Origin of the sequence: Frankia alni ACN14a (assembly GCF_000058485.1) — a bacterium.
Lineage (GTDB): Bacteria > Actinomycetota > Actinomycetes > Frankiales > Frankiaceae > Frankia > Frankia alni.
The window spans coordinates 4,176,566-4,195,051 of sequence record NC_008278.1 but is presented as its reverse complement, the minus strand read 5'-3'; the positions used below and the strand labels follow the sequence as shown (position 1 = coordinate 4,195,051).

General features: G+C 76.0%; 12 protein-coding genes. 1 reads left to right on the top strand and 11 read right to left on the bottom strand.

Annotated features, from left to right (window positions below; genetic code table 11):
* The first annotated feature begins 25 nt into the window (after positions 1-25).
* A complete protein-coding gene (locus FRAAL_RS17075) occupies positions 26-1,780 on the top strand; it encodes a phytoene desaturase family protein (protein WP_011605036.1) in 1,755 nt (584 codons plus the stop codon).
* On the opposite strand, the gene FRAAL_RS17070 is transcribed toward FRAAL_RS17075, so the two are convergent.
* From FRAAL_RS17070 to FRAAL_RS17015, 11 genes are all read right to left on the bottom strand, one after another.
* Complete coding sequence (locus FRAAL_RS17070; RefSeq protein ID WP_011605035.1) at positions 1,710-2,678, bottom strand: helix-turn-helix transcriptional regulator; 969 nt, start codon at positions 2,676-2,678, stop codon at positions 1,710-1,712. The two genes, FRAAL_RS17075 and FRAAL_RS17070, sit on opposite strands and share 71 nt — an antisense overlap.
* Before the next feature lie 75 nt (positions 2,679-2,753).
* Positions 2,754-5,348: an FxSxx-COOH system tetratricopeptide repeat protein gene (fxsT, locus tag FRAAL_RS17065; RefSeq protein ID WP_011605034.1), complete on the bottom strand. Its 2,595-nt coding sequence runs from the start codon at positions 5,346-5,348 to the stop codon at positions 2,754-2,756.
* Between the two features lie 274 nt (positions 5,349-5,622).
* A complete protein-coding gene (locus FRAAL_RS17060) occupies positions 5,623-6,216 on the bottom strand; it encodes an FHA domain-containing protein (protein ID WP_041939406.1) in 594 nt (197 codons plus the stop codon).
* Complete coding sequence (locus FRAAL_RS17055; RefSeq protein WP_011605032.1) at positions 6,213-7,541, bottom strand: VWA domain-containing protein; 1,329 nt, start codon at positions 7,539-7,541, stop codon at positions 6,213-6,215. The genes FRAAL_RS17060 and FRAAL_RS17055 overlap by 4 nt, the downstream gene beginning before the upstream one ends.
* On the bottom strand, positions 7,522-8,502 hold the full coding sequence (locus FRAAL_RS17050; protein WP_011605031.1) for a PP2C family protein-serine/threonine phosphatase: 981 nt from the start codon (positions 8,500-8,502) through the stop codon (positions 7,522-7,524). The genes FRAAL_RS17055 and FRAAL_RS17050 overlap by 20 nt, the downstream gene beginning before the upstream one ends.
* 212 nt (positions 8,503-8,714) lie before the next feature.
* Entirely contained in the window at positions 8,715-11,000 is a 2,286-nt protein-coding gene (locus tag FRAAL_RS17045; protein ID WP_011605030.1) for a serine/threonine-protein kinase, read from the bottom strand.
* Complete coding sequence (locus tag FRAAL_RS17040) at positions 10,997-12,277, bottom strand: hypothetical protein (protein ID WP_011605029.1); 1,281 nt, start codon at positions 12,275-12,277, stop codon at positions 10,997-10,999. Before FRAAL_RS17040 ends, FRAAL_RS17045 begins: the two co-directional genes overlap by 4 nt.
* A 577-nt stretch (positions 12,278-12,854) precedes the next feature.
* A complete protein-coding gene (locus FRAAL_RS17035) occupies positions 12,855-13,907 on the bottom strand; it encodes a glutamate ABC transporter substrate-binding protein (protein ID WP_011605028.1) in 1,053 nt (350 codons plus the stop codon).
* A 47-nt stretch (positions 13,908-13,954) separates the two neighbouring features.
* A complete protein-coding gene (locus FRAAL_RS17030) occupies positions 13,955-15,499 on the bottom strand; it encodes a GlnX family signal transduction membrane protein (protein ID WP_231861047.1) in 1,545 nt (514 codons plus the stop codon).
* A gap of 184 nt (positions 15,500-15,683) precedes the next feature.
* Positions 15,684-17,828: a catalase gene (locus FRAAL_RS17020; protein WP_041940651.1), complete on the bottom strand. Its 2,145-nt coding sequence runs from the start codon at positions 17,826-17,828 to the stop codon at positions 15,684-15,686.
* 209 nt (positions 17,829-18,037) lie between these two features.
* The gene (locus FRAAL_RS17015) at positions 18,038-18,424 is read right to left on the bottom strand and encodes an STAS domain-containing protein (RefSeq protein WP_157892125.1); all 387 of its coding nucleotides are present in this window, start codon (positions 18,422-18,424) and stop codon (positions 18,038-18,040) included.
* Between the last annotated feature and the right edge of the window lie 62 nt (positions 18,425-18,486).

Genomic DNA, 18,486 nt, shown 5'->3' with positions numbered 1-18,486 from the left:
CGGCGTCGGCGCCGTCGGCGTCGGCGTGACGGACGCGGTGGTCGTCGGCGCGGGCGTGAACGGGCTGGTGGCCGCGAACATGCTCGCCGACGCCGGGTGGGACGTCGTCGTCTGTGAGGCGGCCGGCGTCCCCGGCGGGGCCTGCCGCTCCGCGCAGGTCACCGCCCCGGGTTTCGTCAGCGACCTGTTCAGCGCCTTTCACCCGTTCGCCGCGGCGAGCCCCGCCCTGCGTCGCCTCGACCTGCCCGCGCAGGGGCTGGAATGGTGCCGGGCGCCGCAGGTGCTCGCCCATCCCACCCCCGACGGCCGCTGCGCGCTGCTGTCCATGGACCCCGCCCGCACCGCGCGGTCCCTCGACGACTTCGCCGCGGGCGACGGCGCCGCCTGGCGGACGCTGGTCGACCGGTGGGCGCCGCTGCGTGCACCCCTGCTCGACGCCCTGTTCGGCGCGCCGTTCCCGCCGCTGCGCGCCGGACTGCGCCTCGCCCGCCAGCTCGGCGCCGCCGACGGGCTGCGCTTCGCCCGGTTCGCCACGCTCGGCGCGCGTCGCTTCGCCGAGGAGGAGTTCACCGGCGAGGGCGCCGCACTGCTGTTCGCCGGCAACGCCATGCACGCCGATCTCGGCCCGGAATCGGTCGGCTCGGCGCTGCTCGGCTGGCTGCTGACCATGCTCGGCCAGGACGTCGGCTTCCCCTCGCCGCGCGGCGGGGCCGGGCGGATCCCCGAGGCGCTCGTCGCCCGCCTGCGCGAGCGCGGTGGCCGGCTGCGCCTCGGGGCGGCGGTGCACGCCGTCGAGGTGCGCGGCGGGCGGGCCCGCGGGGTCCGGCTGGCCGACGGCGGCGTGCTGGCGGCGCGGCGCGCCGTCATCGCCGACGTCGACGCGGTGTCGCTGTACCGGAACCTGGTCGGCGCCGGGCACCTGCCCGCCCGGCTGCTCGACGACCTGACCCGCTTCCAGTGGGACCATGCCACCATCAAGATCAACTGGGCGTTGTCCGGGCCGATCCCCTGGGCGGACCCGCGGTGCGCCGAGGCCGGCACCGTCCATCTCGGCGGCACCCTGGACGACCTCAGCCGCACCGCGGCGCAGCTCGCCCGCGGCCTGGTGCCGGCCGACCCGTTCTGCGTGCTCGGGCAGATGACCACGACCGATCCCACCCGCTCGCCGCCGGGCACCGAGAGCGCCTGGGCCTACCTGCACGTACCCCAGCTGCCGCGGGGCGACGCCGGGGGGGCGGGCATCGCCGGGCCCTGGGACGACGAGGCCGTGGCGCGCGTCGTCGCGCGGGCCGAGCGCACCGTCGCCGCGGCGGCCCCCGGATTCGCCGCGCGGGTGCTGGCCCGCCACGTGCAGTCGCCGGCCGACCTGCAGGGCTCGGACGCGGTGCTGCGCGGCGGGGCCGTGCACGGGGGGACGGCGGCGCTGCACCAGCAGCTCGTCTTCCGCCCGGTGCCGGGACTCGGCCGCCCCGAGACGCCCGTCGCCGGGCTGTACCTGGGCTCGATGTCGGCCCACCCGGGCGGCGGGGTGCACGGCGGCCCGGGCGCGCTCGCCGCCCGCGCCGCGCTGCGGGCGACCGGACCGTTCGGCCCGGCCCGGCGCGCCACCGTCGCCGCGCTCAACCGCCGCCTCTACGCTCCGTCCCGCCCGACCGCCCCCACCGCCCCCACCGGCTCGAACGGCCCGACCGCCACCGGCCCGGCCACCGCTACCCGGCGGGAGCCGCCGGCTGCGCCGAGCGGAGGAACAGCTCGCCCATCGCACGGACGCGGTCGGTGAGTTCGGCCGGCTCGACGATCGTGAACGGCGCTCCCACGGCGCCGAGCACCATCGCGGGCCAGTCCAGCGAGTCCACCTCCATCCGCAGCCGGCACGAGCCGCCGTCGAGCGCCTCCACGCGGCCCCAGCCGCCGACCACCCGGGCGACCTCGGCGGCCGGCGCGGCGACGTCGACCAGCACCCGCCGGCGGACCCCGGCGCCGGCGACGGCGCGCTGGACGAACGCCGCCGCGTCCCCGCCGGGCGGCTGGCGGGGCCGGAACCGCCGGCCGGTGGCGGTGGGCTCGGCGAGCCGGTCCACCCGGAAGGTGCGCCAGTCGTCCCGGTCGAGGTCGAAGGCGACCAGGTACCAGCGGCCGCCGAGCGCGACGAGGCGGTGCGGTTCGACGCGGCGCCGGCTGTGGTCCCCGCCCCGGTCGGTGTAGTCGAAGCGCAGCTCCTCCTCGGCCCGACACGCCAGCGCGATCCCCGTGAGCAGCCCGGCGTCGAGCGTCGGGCCGTCCCAGGACGCGGGGGTGGTGAAGGCGGCGACGGCGTCGACCTGGCGGCGCAGCCGCGGCGGCAGAAGCTGGACGATCTTCGCCAGCGCCTGCACCGACGTCTCGCCGACGCCCGTCACCGCCCCCGCGGCCGCGGTGCGCAGGCCCACGGCGACGGCGACGGCCTCGGCGTCGTCGAGCAGCAGCGGCGGCACGGCCGTGCCGGCCCGCAACTGGTAGCCGCCGGCCACCCCGCGGGTGGCCTGGACCGGGTAGCCGAGCTCCCGCAGCCGGTCGACGTCGCGGCGCAGCGTGCGGGGGCTGACCCCGAGCCGCTCGGCGAGCTCGCCGCCCGGCCAGTACCGGTGCGTCTGCAGCAGGGACAGCAGCCGCAGCATCCGGGCGCTCGTGTCCGCCATCGCCTCGCCGCTCCGCTCCCGCGCTCCGCTCCCGCGCAGTGCTCCCGCGCTCCGCTCCCGCGCCTCACCCGGGCGTCAGGATGCCATGCCGCCGTCCGGGTGCGGGCGGGGACGGCGGACCGCGCGGTCGGTCCGGGTGCGGGTGGCAGCGAACTGGCGGCGCCAGCGGCCCAACGCCTCCTCGAACAGCTCCTGCGCGCCGCGGTAGTCACCGCTCGCCGACAGGCTGGCGGCCAGGCTGTGCGTCGAGGCCAGCGTGTCGGGATGGTCGTCGCCGAGCAGGCGACGGCGCCGGGCCAGCACCTCCTCGGCGAGGCGCCGGGCGGACTGGAACTCGCCGAGGTCGTCCAGGCTGCTCGCGAGCCGGCTGGCGAAGGCGAGGACGTCGGGATGGTCGTCGCCGAGCAGCCGGCGCAGCCGGGCGAGCAGGTCCTCGTCGAGCGCGCGGGCCGTCCGGACCTGGCCGAGCCCCCGCAGGACGGCGGCCAGGTCCGTGGTCGTGTCGATGGTCTCGGGGTGGTCCTCGCCGAGCAGGCGGCGCCGGCGGGCGAGCACGTCGTCGAGCAGGGCCCGCGCGTTGCCCAGGTCGCCGAGGGCGCCGAGGCGCCCGGCGAGCTGGTGGGCGCGGGCCAGGGTGTCGGCGTGGTCCTCGCCGAGGGCCGCGCGGGAGCGGGCGACGGTGTCGGCGTGCAGGTCGCGGGCGGCGTCGTGCTCGCCCAGCTCCCACAGCACGATCGCCAGATTGGCGGCGGTCGCGAGGGTGTCCGGGTGGTTCTCGCCGAGAAAGTGCAGCCGCCGGGCCAGGGTGTCGTGCTCCAGCTCCCGTGCGGCCGTCCGCTGCCCGACGGCGAGCAGGGCGATGGCGAGGTTGTTCGCGGTGGCCAGCGTGTCGCGATGGTCCGGGCCGAACCGCCCGAGGTTGCGCCGGTACAGGTCGCGGGCGAGGTGCTCGGCCGCGGCGTGGGCACCTCGGGCGTACAGGCGGGAGCAGTGGACGTCCGCCCAGGCGTGCAGCTGGTGCGGGTCGTCGGCGTCGTCGAGGGTGTCCAGCGCCGCCAGCAGGTGCGGGACGACCGGCGCCTGCGTCGACCAGCTCGGCCGCTCGACGGGGCTCTGCGCGTACGCCGCCGCGAGCAGCCGCCCGGCGAGGTCGCCGAGCTCGCGGCGCCGGGCCGGGGTCAGCCCCGCGGCGACCGCGTCGCGCACCAGTCCGGGCAGGACGATGCTGTCCCCGGCGCGCCGGGCCAGGCCGTGCTCGACGGCGACCGCGACGATCCGGTGCAGGTCACGCTCGTCGTCGCCGCGGCGCTGGCGGTGGGTGGGCCCGATGCGCCCCCGGCGCGACGGTGGGCTGCCCGCGCGCATCAGGGACAGGGGCACCGGGGCCGGCGCGAGCAGGGCGCACAGTTCCAGCAGCCGCACGGTCGCCGGTGCCGACGGGGCGTGCCGCCGCTGGAACAGCGCCCAGCACAGCGCGACCGGGGCGTCGCCGTCCCGGCCGGCGAGCAGGTCGCGCGGGTCGAGATCGTCCTCGGTGAGCAGCCGGGCGGCCAGGCCCACCGCCAGCGGCTGGTCGGCGAGCCGGGCGGCGATGGCGTCGGCGACATCGAGGTCCAGGTCGGGGCGCCGGGCGGTCAGCAGGGCGACGGACCGCTCGCGGGGCAGGAGACCGACCCGCACCACCGGCACCGGCATCGGCACCGTCATCGGAATCGGCACCGGACCGGCACGGCGCGTCCTCCTGTCGGCGTCGACGAGCAGCAGGTGGCCCGATCGGGCCGGCAGCGACTGGTCCAACCACCGCCATAACCCCGACGCGTCGCGGGCGTCGTCGAAGACCAGCAGCCAGCGGTCCCGCCGGTTCAGCTCGGCCAGCACGGCCCCGATCGTCGCGTCGACGCCGGCGCCGGCACCGGCCGGCAGCCCCAACGGCCCGGCGAGCGCGGCGAGCTGCAGGCCGAGCAGCGGAAGCTGCCCCGCGTCCAGCCACCGGACCAGCCCGTACCCCGACGCGTGGCGGTGGGCGTAGTCGGCCGCGAGCTGGGTGCGTCCGCTGCCGGCGGGGCCACGCAGCACGACGGCCCGCACCGGGCCGTCGGTCAGGGCCCGGCGGACCTGGCTCAGCAGCGTCGCGCGCTCGACGACCGGCCGGTCCCGGCGCGGCACGTTCCACCCCGCGGGCAGCAGGGGCGGGAAGGGGCCGACTGCGGAGTCGGGCCCGGGCCCTGCGGGGCGGGGGGCGACGGGCGCGCCGACGGCGGCCAGGAGCCGCCGGGTGGCGGTGGCCTCGTCGACGCCGAACAGGTCGACGCGCTCGACGGTGGCCAGCACCTCGGGGACCGGGCCGTCGGCCACCCGGACCAGCAGCAGGGGCCGCGTCGCCAGCATCGCGGCCCATTCCAGCGTGCACCAGGGGGCGTCGAACAGGGCCGGGGAACAAACGGCGAGGACGCGTTCCGCCCGCGCCACCTCGGCGCCTATATCGGAAACGGCGTACTCGCCGCCGGGCGATTCGGAAGGCTGTACCCGCACCGTGCGGCCGGCGGACTCGAGAATGTCACTGATCCAGGTGACCCAGTTCTCATCCGGACCGGCATACGAAAGGAATAAGTCGGCGCCCGGCTGGGCGGTACCGGCGGCGTCGACCGCGAACGGTCGGGTAGATCGCACGACGCCAGAGCCTGCCAGAAAAGGCCATCACGATTCACGCCCTGCGGCTGTGACCTACGGCGACCGAGGGGCCGCCGGCACAACGGCGTAAAAACGAACCCCTTCTTGCGGCGGGCCCGGCCGCGGCGGTGCCGGAAACCGGCTGGTCGGAAATGTGGCCTGCGTGACGTTGCTCGGCAGCGACCAATGGCAGCGGGTGAAACCGTAACAAATCCCTACCCCTTTGGTCAGGTCCGGGCGGGAGTGGGCGAGCCGCTCACCGCGCCCGGGAGCGCTACCGGTGGTGGACCGTGATCCGGGTCCAGGAGCCGAGGTAGACCCGGTCGCCGTCGTCGAGCGCGACGGCGCTGCCCGGCGTCAGGCGGACCAGGTGCGCCGGGTCCGGGCCGACCCAGGTGCCGTTCGACGAGCCCAGATCGCTGACTCGCAGGGAGCCGTCCGCCAGGAGTTCCAGTACGGCGTGGGAGCGGGAGACCCCGGGATCGCCCGGGTCGCCGGACAGGTCGATGCCCGGCGGGGTGCGCTGGCTGCGGCTGCGCCGGCCGACCACGGTCCGCGCGGCGGTCAGCTCGACGGTCATCGGGCGGGACCGCTCGGGGAAGGCGGGTGCGTCCGTGCCGTCGCCCCGTGCGAAGAACGCACGGTCGACGGAGATCCGCGCACTCCAGCGCCCGGCCACGCCGCCGGGCGTCTCGGCGCGCGTCGACCCGGTGGGCGACGACCCGGTAGGCGACGGCGCGACCCGCAGGGGGACGGCGTTCGCCGGCAGCGGGCCGGTGCCCGTCGCGAAGTTGTGGTCGCAGGCGCGGCAGTGGGTCTGCACCCCGCGGCGCGGGCAGCCGCAGAGCGGGCAGGTCCCCCGTCTCACCGCTTCGCGGGAACCGTCAGCGTCGAACCGGCGTCGAGGTCCATCTCGTCGAGCTTCGCCACCTCGTGGCGCAGCCGCACCGCACCGGTGACCGGGTCGTCGATCTCGACGACCTTGCCGAGCCGGTCCAGCATCGCGCCGTCGTCGGCCGCGGCGGCGATCCGGGCCGCCCGGCCCAGCAGCGTCACGGCGCTGACCTCGTCCCCGGCGCGGCGCGCCGCGAGCCCGTCCTGCACCGCGCGGGCGAGCTCGGCCTGCCCGGTGTAGTGGGCGACGACGCCGTCGATGCGGGTCGACAGCTCGGCGTCCTCGGTCCACACCGCGCGCACACGGGCCTGCGTGACGACCTCGCCGCCGACGACCAGGCTCACCCGGGCGGCGAGCCGCTCGTCGCCGACGTCGGCCGGCGGCACGTCGACGCACAGGTGGTACTCGCGGATGCCCGCCGCCCACGCGCCGGTCGGATGGTCCCGGGTGAACGGGTTCACCTCGACCGCGCGCGGCATCAGGTCGTCGACCTCGGGGGAGACCTGGCGCAGGAAGCGGGTGGTGGAACCCTTCGGCGTCCACACGCGCAGCGCGACGTCGGCCACGCCGCGGGCGAGCGCCTTGGCGACCAGGGCGCGGAAGTCGTCGGCCATCTCCGCGGGCTCGCGCAGCAGCGACACGGTGCCGAGCAGCCGGGTGGAGATCTGGCGCAGCTCGTCGACCCGCCAGTCCGCGCCCACCCCGCGGCAGTCGCACTGGAAGGCGCCCTGGCACGCGGCCAACGCCGCCTCCAGCGCCCGCCCGCTCTCGCCGTTCTGGCCGTCGGTGAGCAGGATGGCGTGGTGGATGGCGTCCGGGCGCGACGCCATGAGCTGTGCGGTCAGCCGCAGCCAGCGGCCCATCGCGGTGCCGCCGTGCGGACGCAGCCGGGCGACCGCCCGGCCCGCGGCCGCCCGCGTCTCGGCGCTCGCCGTCACCAGCTCCCGGCGCTCCGGATAGACCACCCGCGCCTGCTCGGTGCCCTCGACCACGGCGAACGCGACGCCGTCGGGCAGCGCGTCGATCGCCGCCTGCGCCGCCCGCCGCGCCTCGATGATCTTCGACTGCGGGTACTCCATGGAGCCGGAGCAGTCCAGAATGATCACCTCGGCGGCGCCGGGGGCGTCGCCGTGGGTCTCGCCGTGGGTCTCGCCGGGGCCCGGCACCGGCCGGCCGGTGCCGGTGCCGGACCCGGCGGCGGTCTCGTCGCGGGCGGCGACGGTGATGACCGCGTGCACCTCGCCGGCGCCGTCGGCGAGGAACTCGTTCTGGCTGACGTCACAGGTGAAGGTGATCATCGCTGCTCCCCGGGATATCGATGACGATCACGGTGATGTTGTCGCCTCCGCCGCGGGCGAGGGCCACGGTCGTCAGGTGGCGGGCGACCGCGAGCGCCGGCGCCTCGGCGGGCAGCTCGGCGATCCGTTCGGCGACGGCGCCCGCGGCCGAGAGGTAGTTCCACAGCCCGTCGCTGCACAGCACGACCCGCCCCGGCCCGTTCAGCGCCGTCACGGCGACGCGGGGGACCGCCGACGCGCTGCCCACGCCGAGCCAGTGGGTGATCGTGTGGGCGCCGGGCCCGGTCTCGGCCCGCTCCGGTGGCAGCAGGCCGGCCCGCACGGCCTCGGCGGCCAGCGTGTCGTCCGCGGTGAGCAGCCGCGCGCCGGACCGGTCGATCAGGTAGGCCCGACTGTCGCCGAGCCAGCCGACCGACAGCCGGTCCGGCGTCACGACGGCGGCGACGAACGTGCACGCCGGCGCGTCGTCCGGGCCGCTGATCGAGGCGAGGGCGCTGCGCTGCGCGGTCGCGGCGGCGGCCCGCAGCGCGCTCGCCTGCCAGCGTGCGGTGTCCCCGCCGGGCGAGGCCGAACCGGGACGGGGACCGAGCGGCCGGGTGTCGCCGCCTGCGCCGACACCGCCTGCACCGCCGGGCGCGTCGCCGAGCGCGTCGCCGAGCGCGTCGCTGGGCGCGTCGCTGGGCGCGTTGCCGCTGAGCCTGGGGTCGCTCGTGTCGGTGGCGTCGCCGGGGTGGGGCGGCGTGGCCGGGGGCACCGTCAGCGTGCCGGCAAGCTGCGCGAGCAGGTCGACGGCGTCCCGTGCCGCCCGCACCGCCGCCGGTCCCGATCCCGGGGCTGTCGACACCCCGTCGCAGACGGCGGCGAGCGTCGCGGCCGGCCGGTCGTCGTCGCCGGGCCCGGCCAGGACGCGCAGCGCGAAACCATCCTCGTTGGTGCGGTGCACCAGGCCGCGGTCGGACACCCCCGCGGCGCTGCCGAGGTCGAGATCGGACCGGTCTCCGGGCGGGTCTCCCGGGCGCAGCCCGGTGCCGCAACTCTCACAGAACCGGTCGTGGGCAAAGACGACCGCCGCACACGCCGGACACCGCCCGTCGCCCGGTGATCCTGGGGCGCCCGGTGATCCTGGGGCGCTCTCTGATCCTGGGGTGCCCGGCTGCGGGCGCTGTTCCGTGGTCACATCAGCGTCCGGGGACGGACGCTGTTGGCGAGATCGACCAGGGCATACCGTTCGTCGGGCGTCGCGGCCAGGCGGGCCAGCGTCCGGTAGGCACGTTCCAGCCCGAGCCGCAGCGCGGCGGGCCGCAGCGCCGACCCGGCGATGGTCACCTGGGGGTCCGCCGCCATCGCGCCGGTGCTGACCAGGTCGAGCGCGCCGGCCAGCAGGTCTCGGGTGAGGGTCGCCCGGCCCGCCGGATCGAGGTCCAGATCGTCGAGGATCGTCGACGCCGCCCGCAGGCCGGCCTGGTCCGGGGCGCCCGCGGCGGTGACGGTGCCGAGCACCCGGGCCAGGCGCACCCGCGCCTCGACGTGGGCCGCCGACGCCGCCGGCACCCGCCGGTAGGCCTGCGCGGCGCCGTCGCGGTCGCCCGCGGCGAGACGTACCCGGGCCAGCCCGAACGCAGCGCTGGTGAACGTGTCGTCGGTGCGCGAGACCAGGTCGTAGAGCTCCTGGGCCCGGGGCAGATTGCCGCCCGCCTCGGCCGCGCGGGCCAGCGCCAGCTTCGGCGCGAGCTCGCCGGGCACCTCGCCGTACACCCGCTCGAACGCCGTGACCGCCCCCGCCGTGTCACCCTGGGTGAGTAGGAGCAGGCCACGCTGCCAGTGCACCCGCCAGGCGAAGGGATCCTCGGCCGCCACGGCGTCGAGCAGCTCCCGCGCCGCGTCGTGCTCACCGAGCCGGGTCCGCAGGTCGGCCAGGCGCAGCCGGGCGCCGGCGCTGTCCGCACCCATCGCGTCGAGCAGCTCGGCGAGCTGGCCGGGGGAGACGTCGGGCAGCGCGGCGAGCGCGGTGGCCGCGGGATCGTCCGGATCGGGCAGCAGCGCCGGCAGCAGAGCCGGCAGCAGACCCGAGGGCACCGGATCGGCCGGTTCACCCGTCGGGTGGGCGTCACCGGTGAACCGGACGCTGCGGGCCGGCATCGGGGTGCCCCGTTCGGCGGCGACGATCTCCCGCAGGACGCCGAGCAGTTCGCCGTGCATCTCCTCGGCACTGGTGAACCGATGATCGGGGTCGAGCGCCGTGGCCTTGACCAGCAGACGGTAGAGCGACTCGTGCCGGGCGAGCACCGGATGCCCCGACGCCGGCGGCAGGGCGTGCCGGTAGGTCGAGGTGTTGCCGCGGAAGTCCAGGACGAGGGTGGCCAGCGTCCGGCCCACCGTGTACAGGTCGGAGGCCACCGACGGGCCCTCGGTGGGCACTTCCGGGGCCTGGTAGCCGAGCGTGCCGTAGACGGCGCCGTCGTGGTCGTCGATCCGCCGCACTGCGCCGAGGTCGATCAGCCGCACCGCGTCCCGGCCGACCATCATGTTGTCCGGCTTGAAGTCGCAGAACACCAGACCGTTGCGGTGCAGGTAGGCGAACGCGGGCAGCACCGCGAGCAGGTAGGCGACGGCCTCGGCCGCCGGCAGCGGGTCGGGCCGACCCGCGGCGGCCCGCCGCCGGCGCAGCACCTCGCGCATCGACGTCCCGCCGACGTACTCCATCACGATGTAGCCGGTTCCGGCATGCTCGACGAACGTGTAGATCTTCACGATCGCCGGATGGTCGACCGCGGCCAGGAACCGGCGTTCGGCTATCGCCGCGGCCTGCGCGTGCCGGTCGCCGGAGTCGAGCAGCCCCTTGAACACCACCCAGAAGTCCCCGCCGACGCCGTGGTCGCGGGCCAGGTAGATCCAGCCCTGCCCGCCGTGGGCGAGGGCACCGGCGATCTCGTACTGGCCGACGCGGTCGCCCGGCCGCAGCGCAGGCCGGAACGAGTAGGGCTGCCCGCAGCCCGCGCAGAACCCCTCCGCCAGGGCCGGCTGGCCCCCGCGCGAGCGGCCGACGGGCTCGCCGCAGCGGGCGCACACCCGCCGCCGCTGCGGGATCTGCGGGTCGGCGAGCACCAGCGAGGTGGGATCGGGCAGGTCGATCTCGGGCATGCGCACCAGCCCGGCGCCCAGCCGGTCGGGCGCGCTGTGGCTCGCCGACCCGCGCCGCGACCGCCGCGAGGCGGTGGCCCCCGACGACGCGGACCCGGCGGTTCCGTGGGACACGGCAATTCCGTGGGACGCAGGGGATGCGCCGGACGCAGGGCGTGCGCCGGTCACGCCGCCGTCCACCGGCGCCCAGGCGGCGGGACGGTCGGCGGCCGCGGCGGCCGGGCCGGGCGGCCGGTAGGCGAGGCCGGTGATCGTGCAGTAGCCGTCCTCGATGACGCCCTCGCAGTCCGGCTCGGGACACCGGATCGCCTCCGTCATGCGTGCTCCTCTGGTCGGGCGGGGTATCGGGCGGGCGCGGCTGCCAGCAGGGCGTCCGCGTAGGCGCGGACGAGCTTCTCGGCCCGGTCCAGGTCGATCGGGGCCGATCCCAGCGCGGCCAGCGCGGGGGCGTAGCTGGCCTCCAACGCGGCGGATTCACCCAGGCCGGTGCGCCCGGCCTTGGCCCGCAGCGCCCGCAGCAGCCCGCGCAGCTCGTCGCGGCGGCGCACCGGCGCCGCGTTCGTCTCGGCGATCGTCGTCGCCGTCGCCAGCGTCGCCTGCGCGGTGCGCCGCCAGGCCGGCAGGCCGTAGGCGACCAGCCGCCAGTCGCCGGCCTCGCCGGCGGCGCTCAGCCGGTCCAGCCAGGGCCGCAGGCCGCGCCGCGGCGCGTCGAACCACCCGTCGGACAGCCGCAGCAGGCCATCGGCGTGGCCGCTGATCCGCTCGACGACCTCCCGGGCACGGCGCTCGCCGACCTGCGCGGCCGCGACGACCTGCGCCAGCAGCGCGTCGGCCGCGGCAAGGTCCGCGGCGAGATGGTCGTGTGCCCGCGCGAGTGCGGCGACGGCGTCGAGGGCTGGGGCGAGCGCGTCGCCGACCGCGGTCAGCAGCTCCGCCGGCACGTCGAGCGGGTCGGCGGCCACCGCGGCCTGGGCGAGTGCCAGCGCGGCCCGGGCTGTCGCGAGCGCCGGAACCTCGTCGTCCACGGCTCCGTCGTCGGCCTCGGCGCCCCTCGGGCCGGCGCCACCCGGGGTGAGCCCGAGGCGTTGCGCCGTCGCCTGCGCCTCGGCGAGGTGGCGGCCGAGCGGTGCCAGCGCCTCGCGGTGCGCGGCTCGTGCCGCGATGATCTCGTCGGCGGCGGCGCGTAGGGCACGGACGCTCGCGAGCGCCTCCTCGAGGCGACGATGGGCGGGAGTCCGGGCCGCAGCGTCGTGTCCCTCAGCCGCCCCGGCGGCGCCGGCCGGGCGGTCACCGTCGGGCTCGGCGTCCAGCAGCGCGGCGAGCCGGGCGGTGCGCCGGGCGCCAAGCCGTGGACCCTCTCCCCGTTCGGCCGCGGCGGCGGTGAGCAGGTCGTTGAGCGCGGCGTGGGTCTCCCAGAGGCCCACCAGCCGGCGGCGGGCGTCGGCGGCGATCGCGGCGGTGCGTCCGCGCAGCCGCGGCGGATCGCCGAGGTGCCGGTCGATGAGGGCGTCGAGGTCCAGCAGCTCCGCGGCGAGCTGCGCGCCGCCGGAACGCAGCCTGGTCAGGGCCGCGTCGACGTCCGAACGGGTGCGCATCGCCGGTCACGCCCCCTGCGTCGACGCGAGCGATCCCGCTGCCCGACGCGGCGAGGGCCGGACGGGTCGGGCGTGCCGGGCGGAACATGCTGTGCGGGCGCCGGCGAGGCGCGCGGATCCGGCCGCTCGTGGCGCGCGACTCGCCCCCGCGGCATCAAGCATGCCCGCCATGCCCTGAGTACCACCGCCCCGATCGTCCGTTTCGCGACCGTCCCGGTCTCGCCGGGACGCCCGCGCCTGCACCGCCCTGAGCCGCGGCGGTCAGGGCGCCTGAGGGCGGTCCGACTCCGCGGGATGGCTGATCGTAAATCGGTCGAGCACCTTCCGTGGGGCAATGTCGCCTTGTCGTCACCTCGCCCGGCTCACAGTGCCGGCATGTTAGGCAGTCCGGCCCTGGGAGCAGGGCGAATCCGGCCGGCCTGGGAAGACGTAGTGAGGGCGGCCTGCCATCGGCGTCGCGGCGGGACCGGCACCGTCGGGGGCGGGCGCAGCCCCTTCAGCCGTCGCCGGACCAGCACGTCAGAGTGGGGAGCCGCTCGGTGTTGAGGTCCGGAGGCGGGAGGCGGGAGACGCCGCGTCACCCGCCGTCGGTGTAGCGGGGGACCGGCGCGGTCGGGGGTGGGCGCAGTGCCGGCAGCCAGTGTTGGACCAGCGCGGCCCAGGTGCCGTCGCGCACCACGTCGGCGAGCACGCCGTTGACGAAGCGGGTCAATTCCGGATGGCCGCGGGCGACGCCGATCGCGTCCGGCTCGTTGGACAGTCCCGGGCCGACGAGGTGGACCCGGGGATCCTGCGCCGCCATGCCGGCGAGGACCGCGCTCGTCGTCGTGATCCCCGCGACCTGGCCGGACTGGAGCAGCACGAGGCAGTCGGCGATGTTCGGCACGGTCCGCACGACCGGGTGCGACGACGTCCGGCGCAGAGTGTCCACCGTGGTGGTCCCCGCCGCGGTGCACACCGGCTGCCCCCCGAGGTCGTCCAGGCTGCGGGCGGGCGAGCCGAGGGGGACCAGCACCCGCTGCGTCTCGTACCAGTAGACGGTGGAGAAGTCGATCTGCCGGCGCCGCTCGCAGTTCGTCGTCATGGTCGCGACGACGATGTCCACGTCCCCGTGCGTCAGCACCGGGATGCGCTCGGCGTAGGTCGTCGCGCGAAACCGCACGTGCCCGTCCGTGCCGAAGATCGCCCGGCCGATGCGGTTCGCCAGGTCCACGTCGAAGCCCTCGAACTGCCCGGTGAACGCGTTGATCGAACCGAACGGCGGGACATCCGCGAGCACCGCGGCCCGTAGGTAGCCGCGTTGCTGGATCGTCGCGAGGAACGTGCCGGCCGGCATCGCGCCGGGCGTGGGGGGCACGGCCGGTGGCCGCAGGCTCGCCTGCGGATCTCCGCAGCCCGCACCGGTGCCCGACGGTGGCGGGACGCCGGTGGCAGACGGGGACGAGGCGCCCGTCGTGACCAGCGGCCGTGCCTGCGCGGGAAGCGGCGCGTCCACGGTTGCGCAGCCGGCGCCGGCGAGGGCCAGCAGCACCGCGACGGCCAGCGCGATGACCCGCGGCAGCCTCGTGGACGTCGTGGACGTCGTGGACGTCGTGGACGTCGTGGACGTCGTGGACGTCGGGGACGTCATGGAGGTCGGGGAGGTCGTGAGGGTCGTGGGTTTCGGCATGATGGCGGCTACCGATAGTCGTTGATGCGGAGCTGGATACCGGCGAGCGCGAGGGCGGCGGCGAACAGGAGGCTCGCCGTGACGGCCAGCGGCAGCGGATCGAGGCCGTCGTCCGCGGCGGTGAGTCGCTGCTCGAACCGGCCGCGGCCGGCGTCGAACACCACTGTCGAGGCGGTGTCGAACCGTCGGAAGGCGTCGGTGCCGCCGCCCTGGGCCAGGGCCACCGCCTGCTGGAACCCGCCGACCTCGGCGACGAGCGCGCGGACTCGCACCGCGCTGGCCTGGTAGGACTGCCAGGTGGGCGCGAGCGCGCCGCGGGCGGCCCGGTCCGATCCGGGTAGCGCCGCGGTCGCCGGGAGCAGCCCCGTGCCGGTCGGCCGGCCCTGGGCGTCGTAGCCCAGCCGGGCGCTGACCGCGTCGGCGTCGGCGTCGAGGCCCGCGCCGTTGCCCCGGGAGATCAGCGACAGGCTCTCGTCGCCCCAGGCACGCAGCGCGAGCGCCCGGGCCTGCGCGGTCATCGTCATCGGCACGTAGCCGTCGTCGCGGCTGTCGAGCAGGCGGGCGCGCTGCACCCCGAACGCGGCGAGCGTCCACCCGAGCGCGAGCGCGGCGAGCAGCGTCGCCGCCACCAGCGCCGGATTGAGGATGCGGTTGGTCCGCCGGAACAGCCGGACCTGCAGGACGATCAGCACGGCGAGCGTCGCCAGCCCGGCGACGGCGACCACCACCGGGTGGTAGACGCGGCTGGCCTGCCGGTAGTCGTGGTCGATGCGGTCGGCGGCCGCGGCGGCGAGCCCGTCGGCGGCCGGCAGGATCGTGCCCTGCATCAGGCTGGACGCCTCGCGTAGATACGCACCGCCGACGACCAGGCCGAGCCGGTTGTTCGCCCGGGCTCGTTCCACCTCGCCGGTGTAGACGGGCAGCTGCTCGGTGAGCACGGTCAGCGGCTCCCGCGGCCCAGCGGCCCGGGCGAGATCGACGATCCGCTCGCTCGCGTCGGCGATGGCCCGCTGGTAGGCGGCGCGCTGGTCGGGAGGCTCGACGCCGCCGGCGAGGAAGGCCCGTGCCGCCGCGGCGTCGGCCGCCGAGAGGTCGGCGTGCAGGCTCTGCGCCGCGATGAACGACGCGCCGCTGTCGGTCCGCAGCGAGTGCAGCGCCTGCTGGCGGGCCCGCACGGTGGCGAGGGCCGCGATCCACAGGACGAGCAGCCCGACGGTCACGATGATCGACAGCAGCCGCAGCCGGCCGGGCGGGGTGGCCGTGCGGCGCCGCAGCCCGCGGCGCCCGGGCGAGCCGCCCCTGCCACCGTTCGTCTCCGGCCCGCCGGCCACGCCCGATCCGCCGGCTGCCCCCAAGGTGCCGGCCGCCCCCAAGGTGCCGCTCGTGCCCGGTCCGCCGGCCGTGCCCAGGGTGCCGGCTGCACCCCCGGCGGGCATGCCCGTCGCGCCGCGGACTGCGGTCGGCGGTGGCGTGGTTGCGGCCGGCGTGGTTGTGGCCGGCGGGGTGGCGGGATGCGGGGTGGAGGGAGGCGACGGCGTGCCCACCGCGGTCATAGCCGGTGATCTTAGGTGAACCACGGCGTTCCGTGGCCCCGGTGTCAGCTTTGCGTCATCACACTTCGCTGCGGCGTCCCGGGCCGGGGTTCGCCGCCGTCCGCGGTCGCGCGTCGTGGCGAAGCTCGTGGGCGCGCACCTGCCGTCCTCCACGCCGACGACGCCCGCCGGCCGGACGCGGCGATCAGTGGGGCACGAGGTCCGGGTGCACCGGCGCCGTCGCGTTGGCCATGACCTCCTCGGCCCGGTCCCACACGCGGTGCAGCCCGAGCGCGAGGGTCAGGCGGTCGGTGAACGTCTTGGTGACCGCGTCGGCGACGAGGACGCCGGCGTGGTCGGCGGTGATGCCGGCGGCGGCCAGGACGCGGGCACCGGAGCCCCACGCGGCCAACGGCTTGAGGTGCCGGTAGGCCTCCTGGAGCAGCAACGTCACCTTGAGCGCGTCCGCCACCTGCAGGGCGTCGCGCGGGGAGGTGTCGCCGGCGACGACGACGGCGTCGAACTCGACGGAGCGGGCGGTGAGGTTCGTCCGCTCGACGACCTCGGTGTGCCGGCCGTGGTGGAGGACCCCGCCGACGGGGGCGACGACGAGGAGCTGCACCCCGAGGCTCGCCACGGCCTTGCGGAGCTTGTCGATGCCGCCGAGGTCGGCGTCCAGGCTGGCGATCACCCCGATGCGCCGGCCCGCGACGGGGCCCGGCTCCGTCACGAGCTGGGACAGCGAGGGGGCCAGGGCGACGTCGGGCGGCGAGCCGTCGGGAGCGGGTAGACCCAGCGCGGCGGCGACCCGGGCGCTCAGGTCGGCGTCGACGTTGGCGAGCACCCTGAGCTGGCGTTCCTTGATGGCCTTGTCGTACACCTTGCCCAGTTCGAAGGCGAAGGCCTCGACGATGTGCGCCCGTTCGATCGGGCTGACACTGCGGTAGAACATCGCAGCCTGGGAGAAGTGGTCGTCGAAGGAGACCGGGTTGGCACGTACGACGCGGCCTTCCACGGGCCGCTCCCGCTGCACGTAGCCGCCCTCGGCCTCGGCCGCGACGAGCGGCAGACCCTCGTCGACGCTGTTGGGCAGGTAGGCCGCGAGGCCGGTGTGGATCGCGGACTGGTGGGCGCCGTCGCGGAGCAGGTCGTTGACCGGGCAGTGCGGCCGGTTGATCGGTAGCTGCGTGAAGTTCGGGCCGCCGAGGCGGGTGAGCTGGGTGTCGAGGTAGGAGAACAACCGGGCCTGCATGAGAGGGTCGTCGGTGACCTCGATGCCGGGGACGAGGTTGCCGGTGTGGAAGGCGACCTGTTCGGTCTCGGCGAAGTAGTTCGTCGGATTCGCGTTCAGGGTCAGCCGGCCGATCAGCTGCACGGGCGCCAGTTCCTCGGGCACCAGTTTGGTGGGATCGAGCAGGTCGATGCCTTCGAACGTGTGCGTGCCGTCGTCGGGCAGGACCTGGATGCCGAGCTCGTACTCGGGGAAGGCGCCGGCGTCGATGGCGTCGGCCAGGTCCCGGCGGTGGAAGTCCGGATCGACCCCGGCGGCGATCTGCGCCTCCTCCCACACGAGGGAGTGGACGCCGCTGACCGGTTTCCAGTGGAACTTCACCAGGCTCGTGAGGCCCTCCTCGTTGACCAGCCGGAACGTGTGGACGCCGAAACCCTCCATCGTGCGATAGGACCGGGGAAGACCGCGGTCACTCATGTTCCACAGGACGTGGTGGGTGGCCTCGGTGTGCAGGGAGACGAAATCCCAGAAGGTGTCGTGGGCCGACTGCGCCTGCGGAATCTCCCGGTCCGGGCGCGGCTTGCCGGCGTGGATGACGTCGGGGAACTTGATGCCGTCCTGGATGAAGAACACCGGGATGTTGTTGCCGACGAGGTCGACGTTTCCCTCGCTGGTGTAGAACTTCACGGCGAAGCCGCGGGTGTCGCGGACGGTGTCCGCCGACCCGCGGGATCCAAGGACGGCGGAGAACCGGGTGAACACGGGCGTTTGGCGACCCTTGACGGCGAGGAACCGGGCCTTGGTCACCGACGCCGCCGTCCCGTAGGACTCGAAGACGCCGTGCGCGGCGGCGCCGCGGGCGTGCACGACCCGTTCCGGAATCCGTTCGTGATCGAAATGGGTGATCTTCTCGCGGAGGTGGAAGTCCTCCAGCAGCGTGGGGCCGCGCTCGCCGACCTTGAGGGAGTGGTCGGTGTCGGGGAGCCGGAGCCCCTGCGCGGACGTCAGGTAGACGCCCTCCTGGGTGGGTGCCGCCAGGCGGGCGGCGTTGTCCTCGGCGGCGCCGTTGGCGGCGGCCGACCGGGAGGCGGCCTGATCAGAGTGACGGGCGGTTGGCATCGCGACTCCGTAGGGGTAGAGCGAAGGACAGCGGATCTCCACCCGCCTGCGGCCGATCCGGACGCAGACGGACGAACCTTCGTCGCCGTGCGATCTCCTTCATGGTAACTCTGAGTAAGCTAATACCGCTGCATCGGTAGCATCGCCGGGGAGGTGTGGGCGCGGGGATCCGGTCGGCGACGCTCGGTGGTGGTGCTCAGTGGTGGCGCTCAGTGGTGGCGGACGTCGAACGGTGCCGCGAGGTTGGTGAGTGCGAACAGCCGGTAGGTCAGGGGACGGGCGCCGATCACGACCAGGCGCTGCCCCGAGGCCCTCGCCCGGGTGCGGGCGGCGACCAGTGCTCCCAGCCCCAGGGCGTCGAGGAAGTCGACCTCGGCGAGGTCGACCACGACGGTGGGGGACCCGCCGCGGACGGCCGCGAACAGCGCCGAGCGCAACGCCCCGACGCTGGCCAGGTCGATTTCTCCACGCACCTCGACGCCGGTTTCGGCGGATCCGTGGTGGACCGTCACCGCCAGCCTGTCGGCGACCCAGACGTGCTGCGGGGATTCGACTGGTGGCGGCTCGGCGTCGGCCTCGACCGCTTCCCGGGTCACCGGGCCTTCTTCCCCGATAACGAGGAATTGTTGGAGGTCATCCTCGGTCGGCGGGAGCCGCG

Coding starts and splice junctions, on each gene's coding strand:
- FRAAL_RS17070 (WP_011605035.1), bottom strand. CDS start 2,678: ATGGCGGACACGAGCGCCCGGATGCTGCGGCTGCTGTCCCTGCTGCAG.
- FRAAL_RS17055 (WP_011605032.1), bottom strand. CDS start 7,541: ATGATCACCTTCACCTGTGACGTCAGCCAGAACGAGTTCCTCGCCGAC.
- FRAAL_RS17045 (WP_011605030.1), bottom strand. CDS start 11,000: ATGACGGAGGCGATCCGGTGTCCCGAGCCGGACTGCGAGGGCGTCATC.
- FRAAL_RS17040 (WP_011605029.1), bottom strand. CDS start 12,277: ATGCGCACCCGTTCGGACGTCGACGCGGCCCTGACCAGGCTGCGTTCC.
- FRAAL_RS17035 (WP_011605028.1), bottom strand. CDS start 13,907: ATGACGTCCCCGACGTCCACGACGTCCACGACGTCCACGACGTCCACG.
- FRAAL_RS17030 (WP_231861047.1), bottom strand. CDS start 15,499: ATGACCGCGGTGGGCACGCCGTCGCCTCCCTCCACCCCGCATCCCGCC.
- FRAAL_RS17020 (WP_041940651.1), bottom strand. CDS start 17,828: ATGCCAACCGCCCGTCACTCTGATCAGGCCGCCTCCCGGTCGGCCGCC.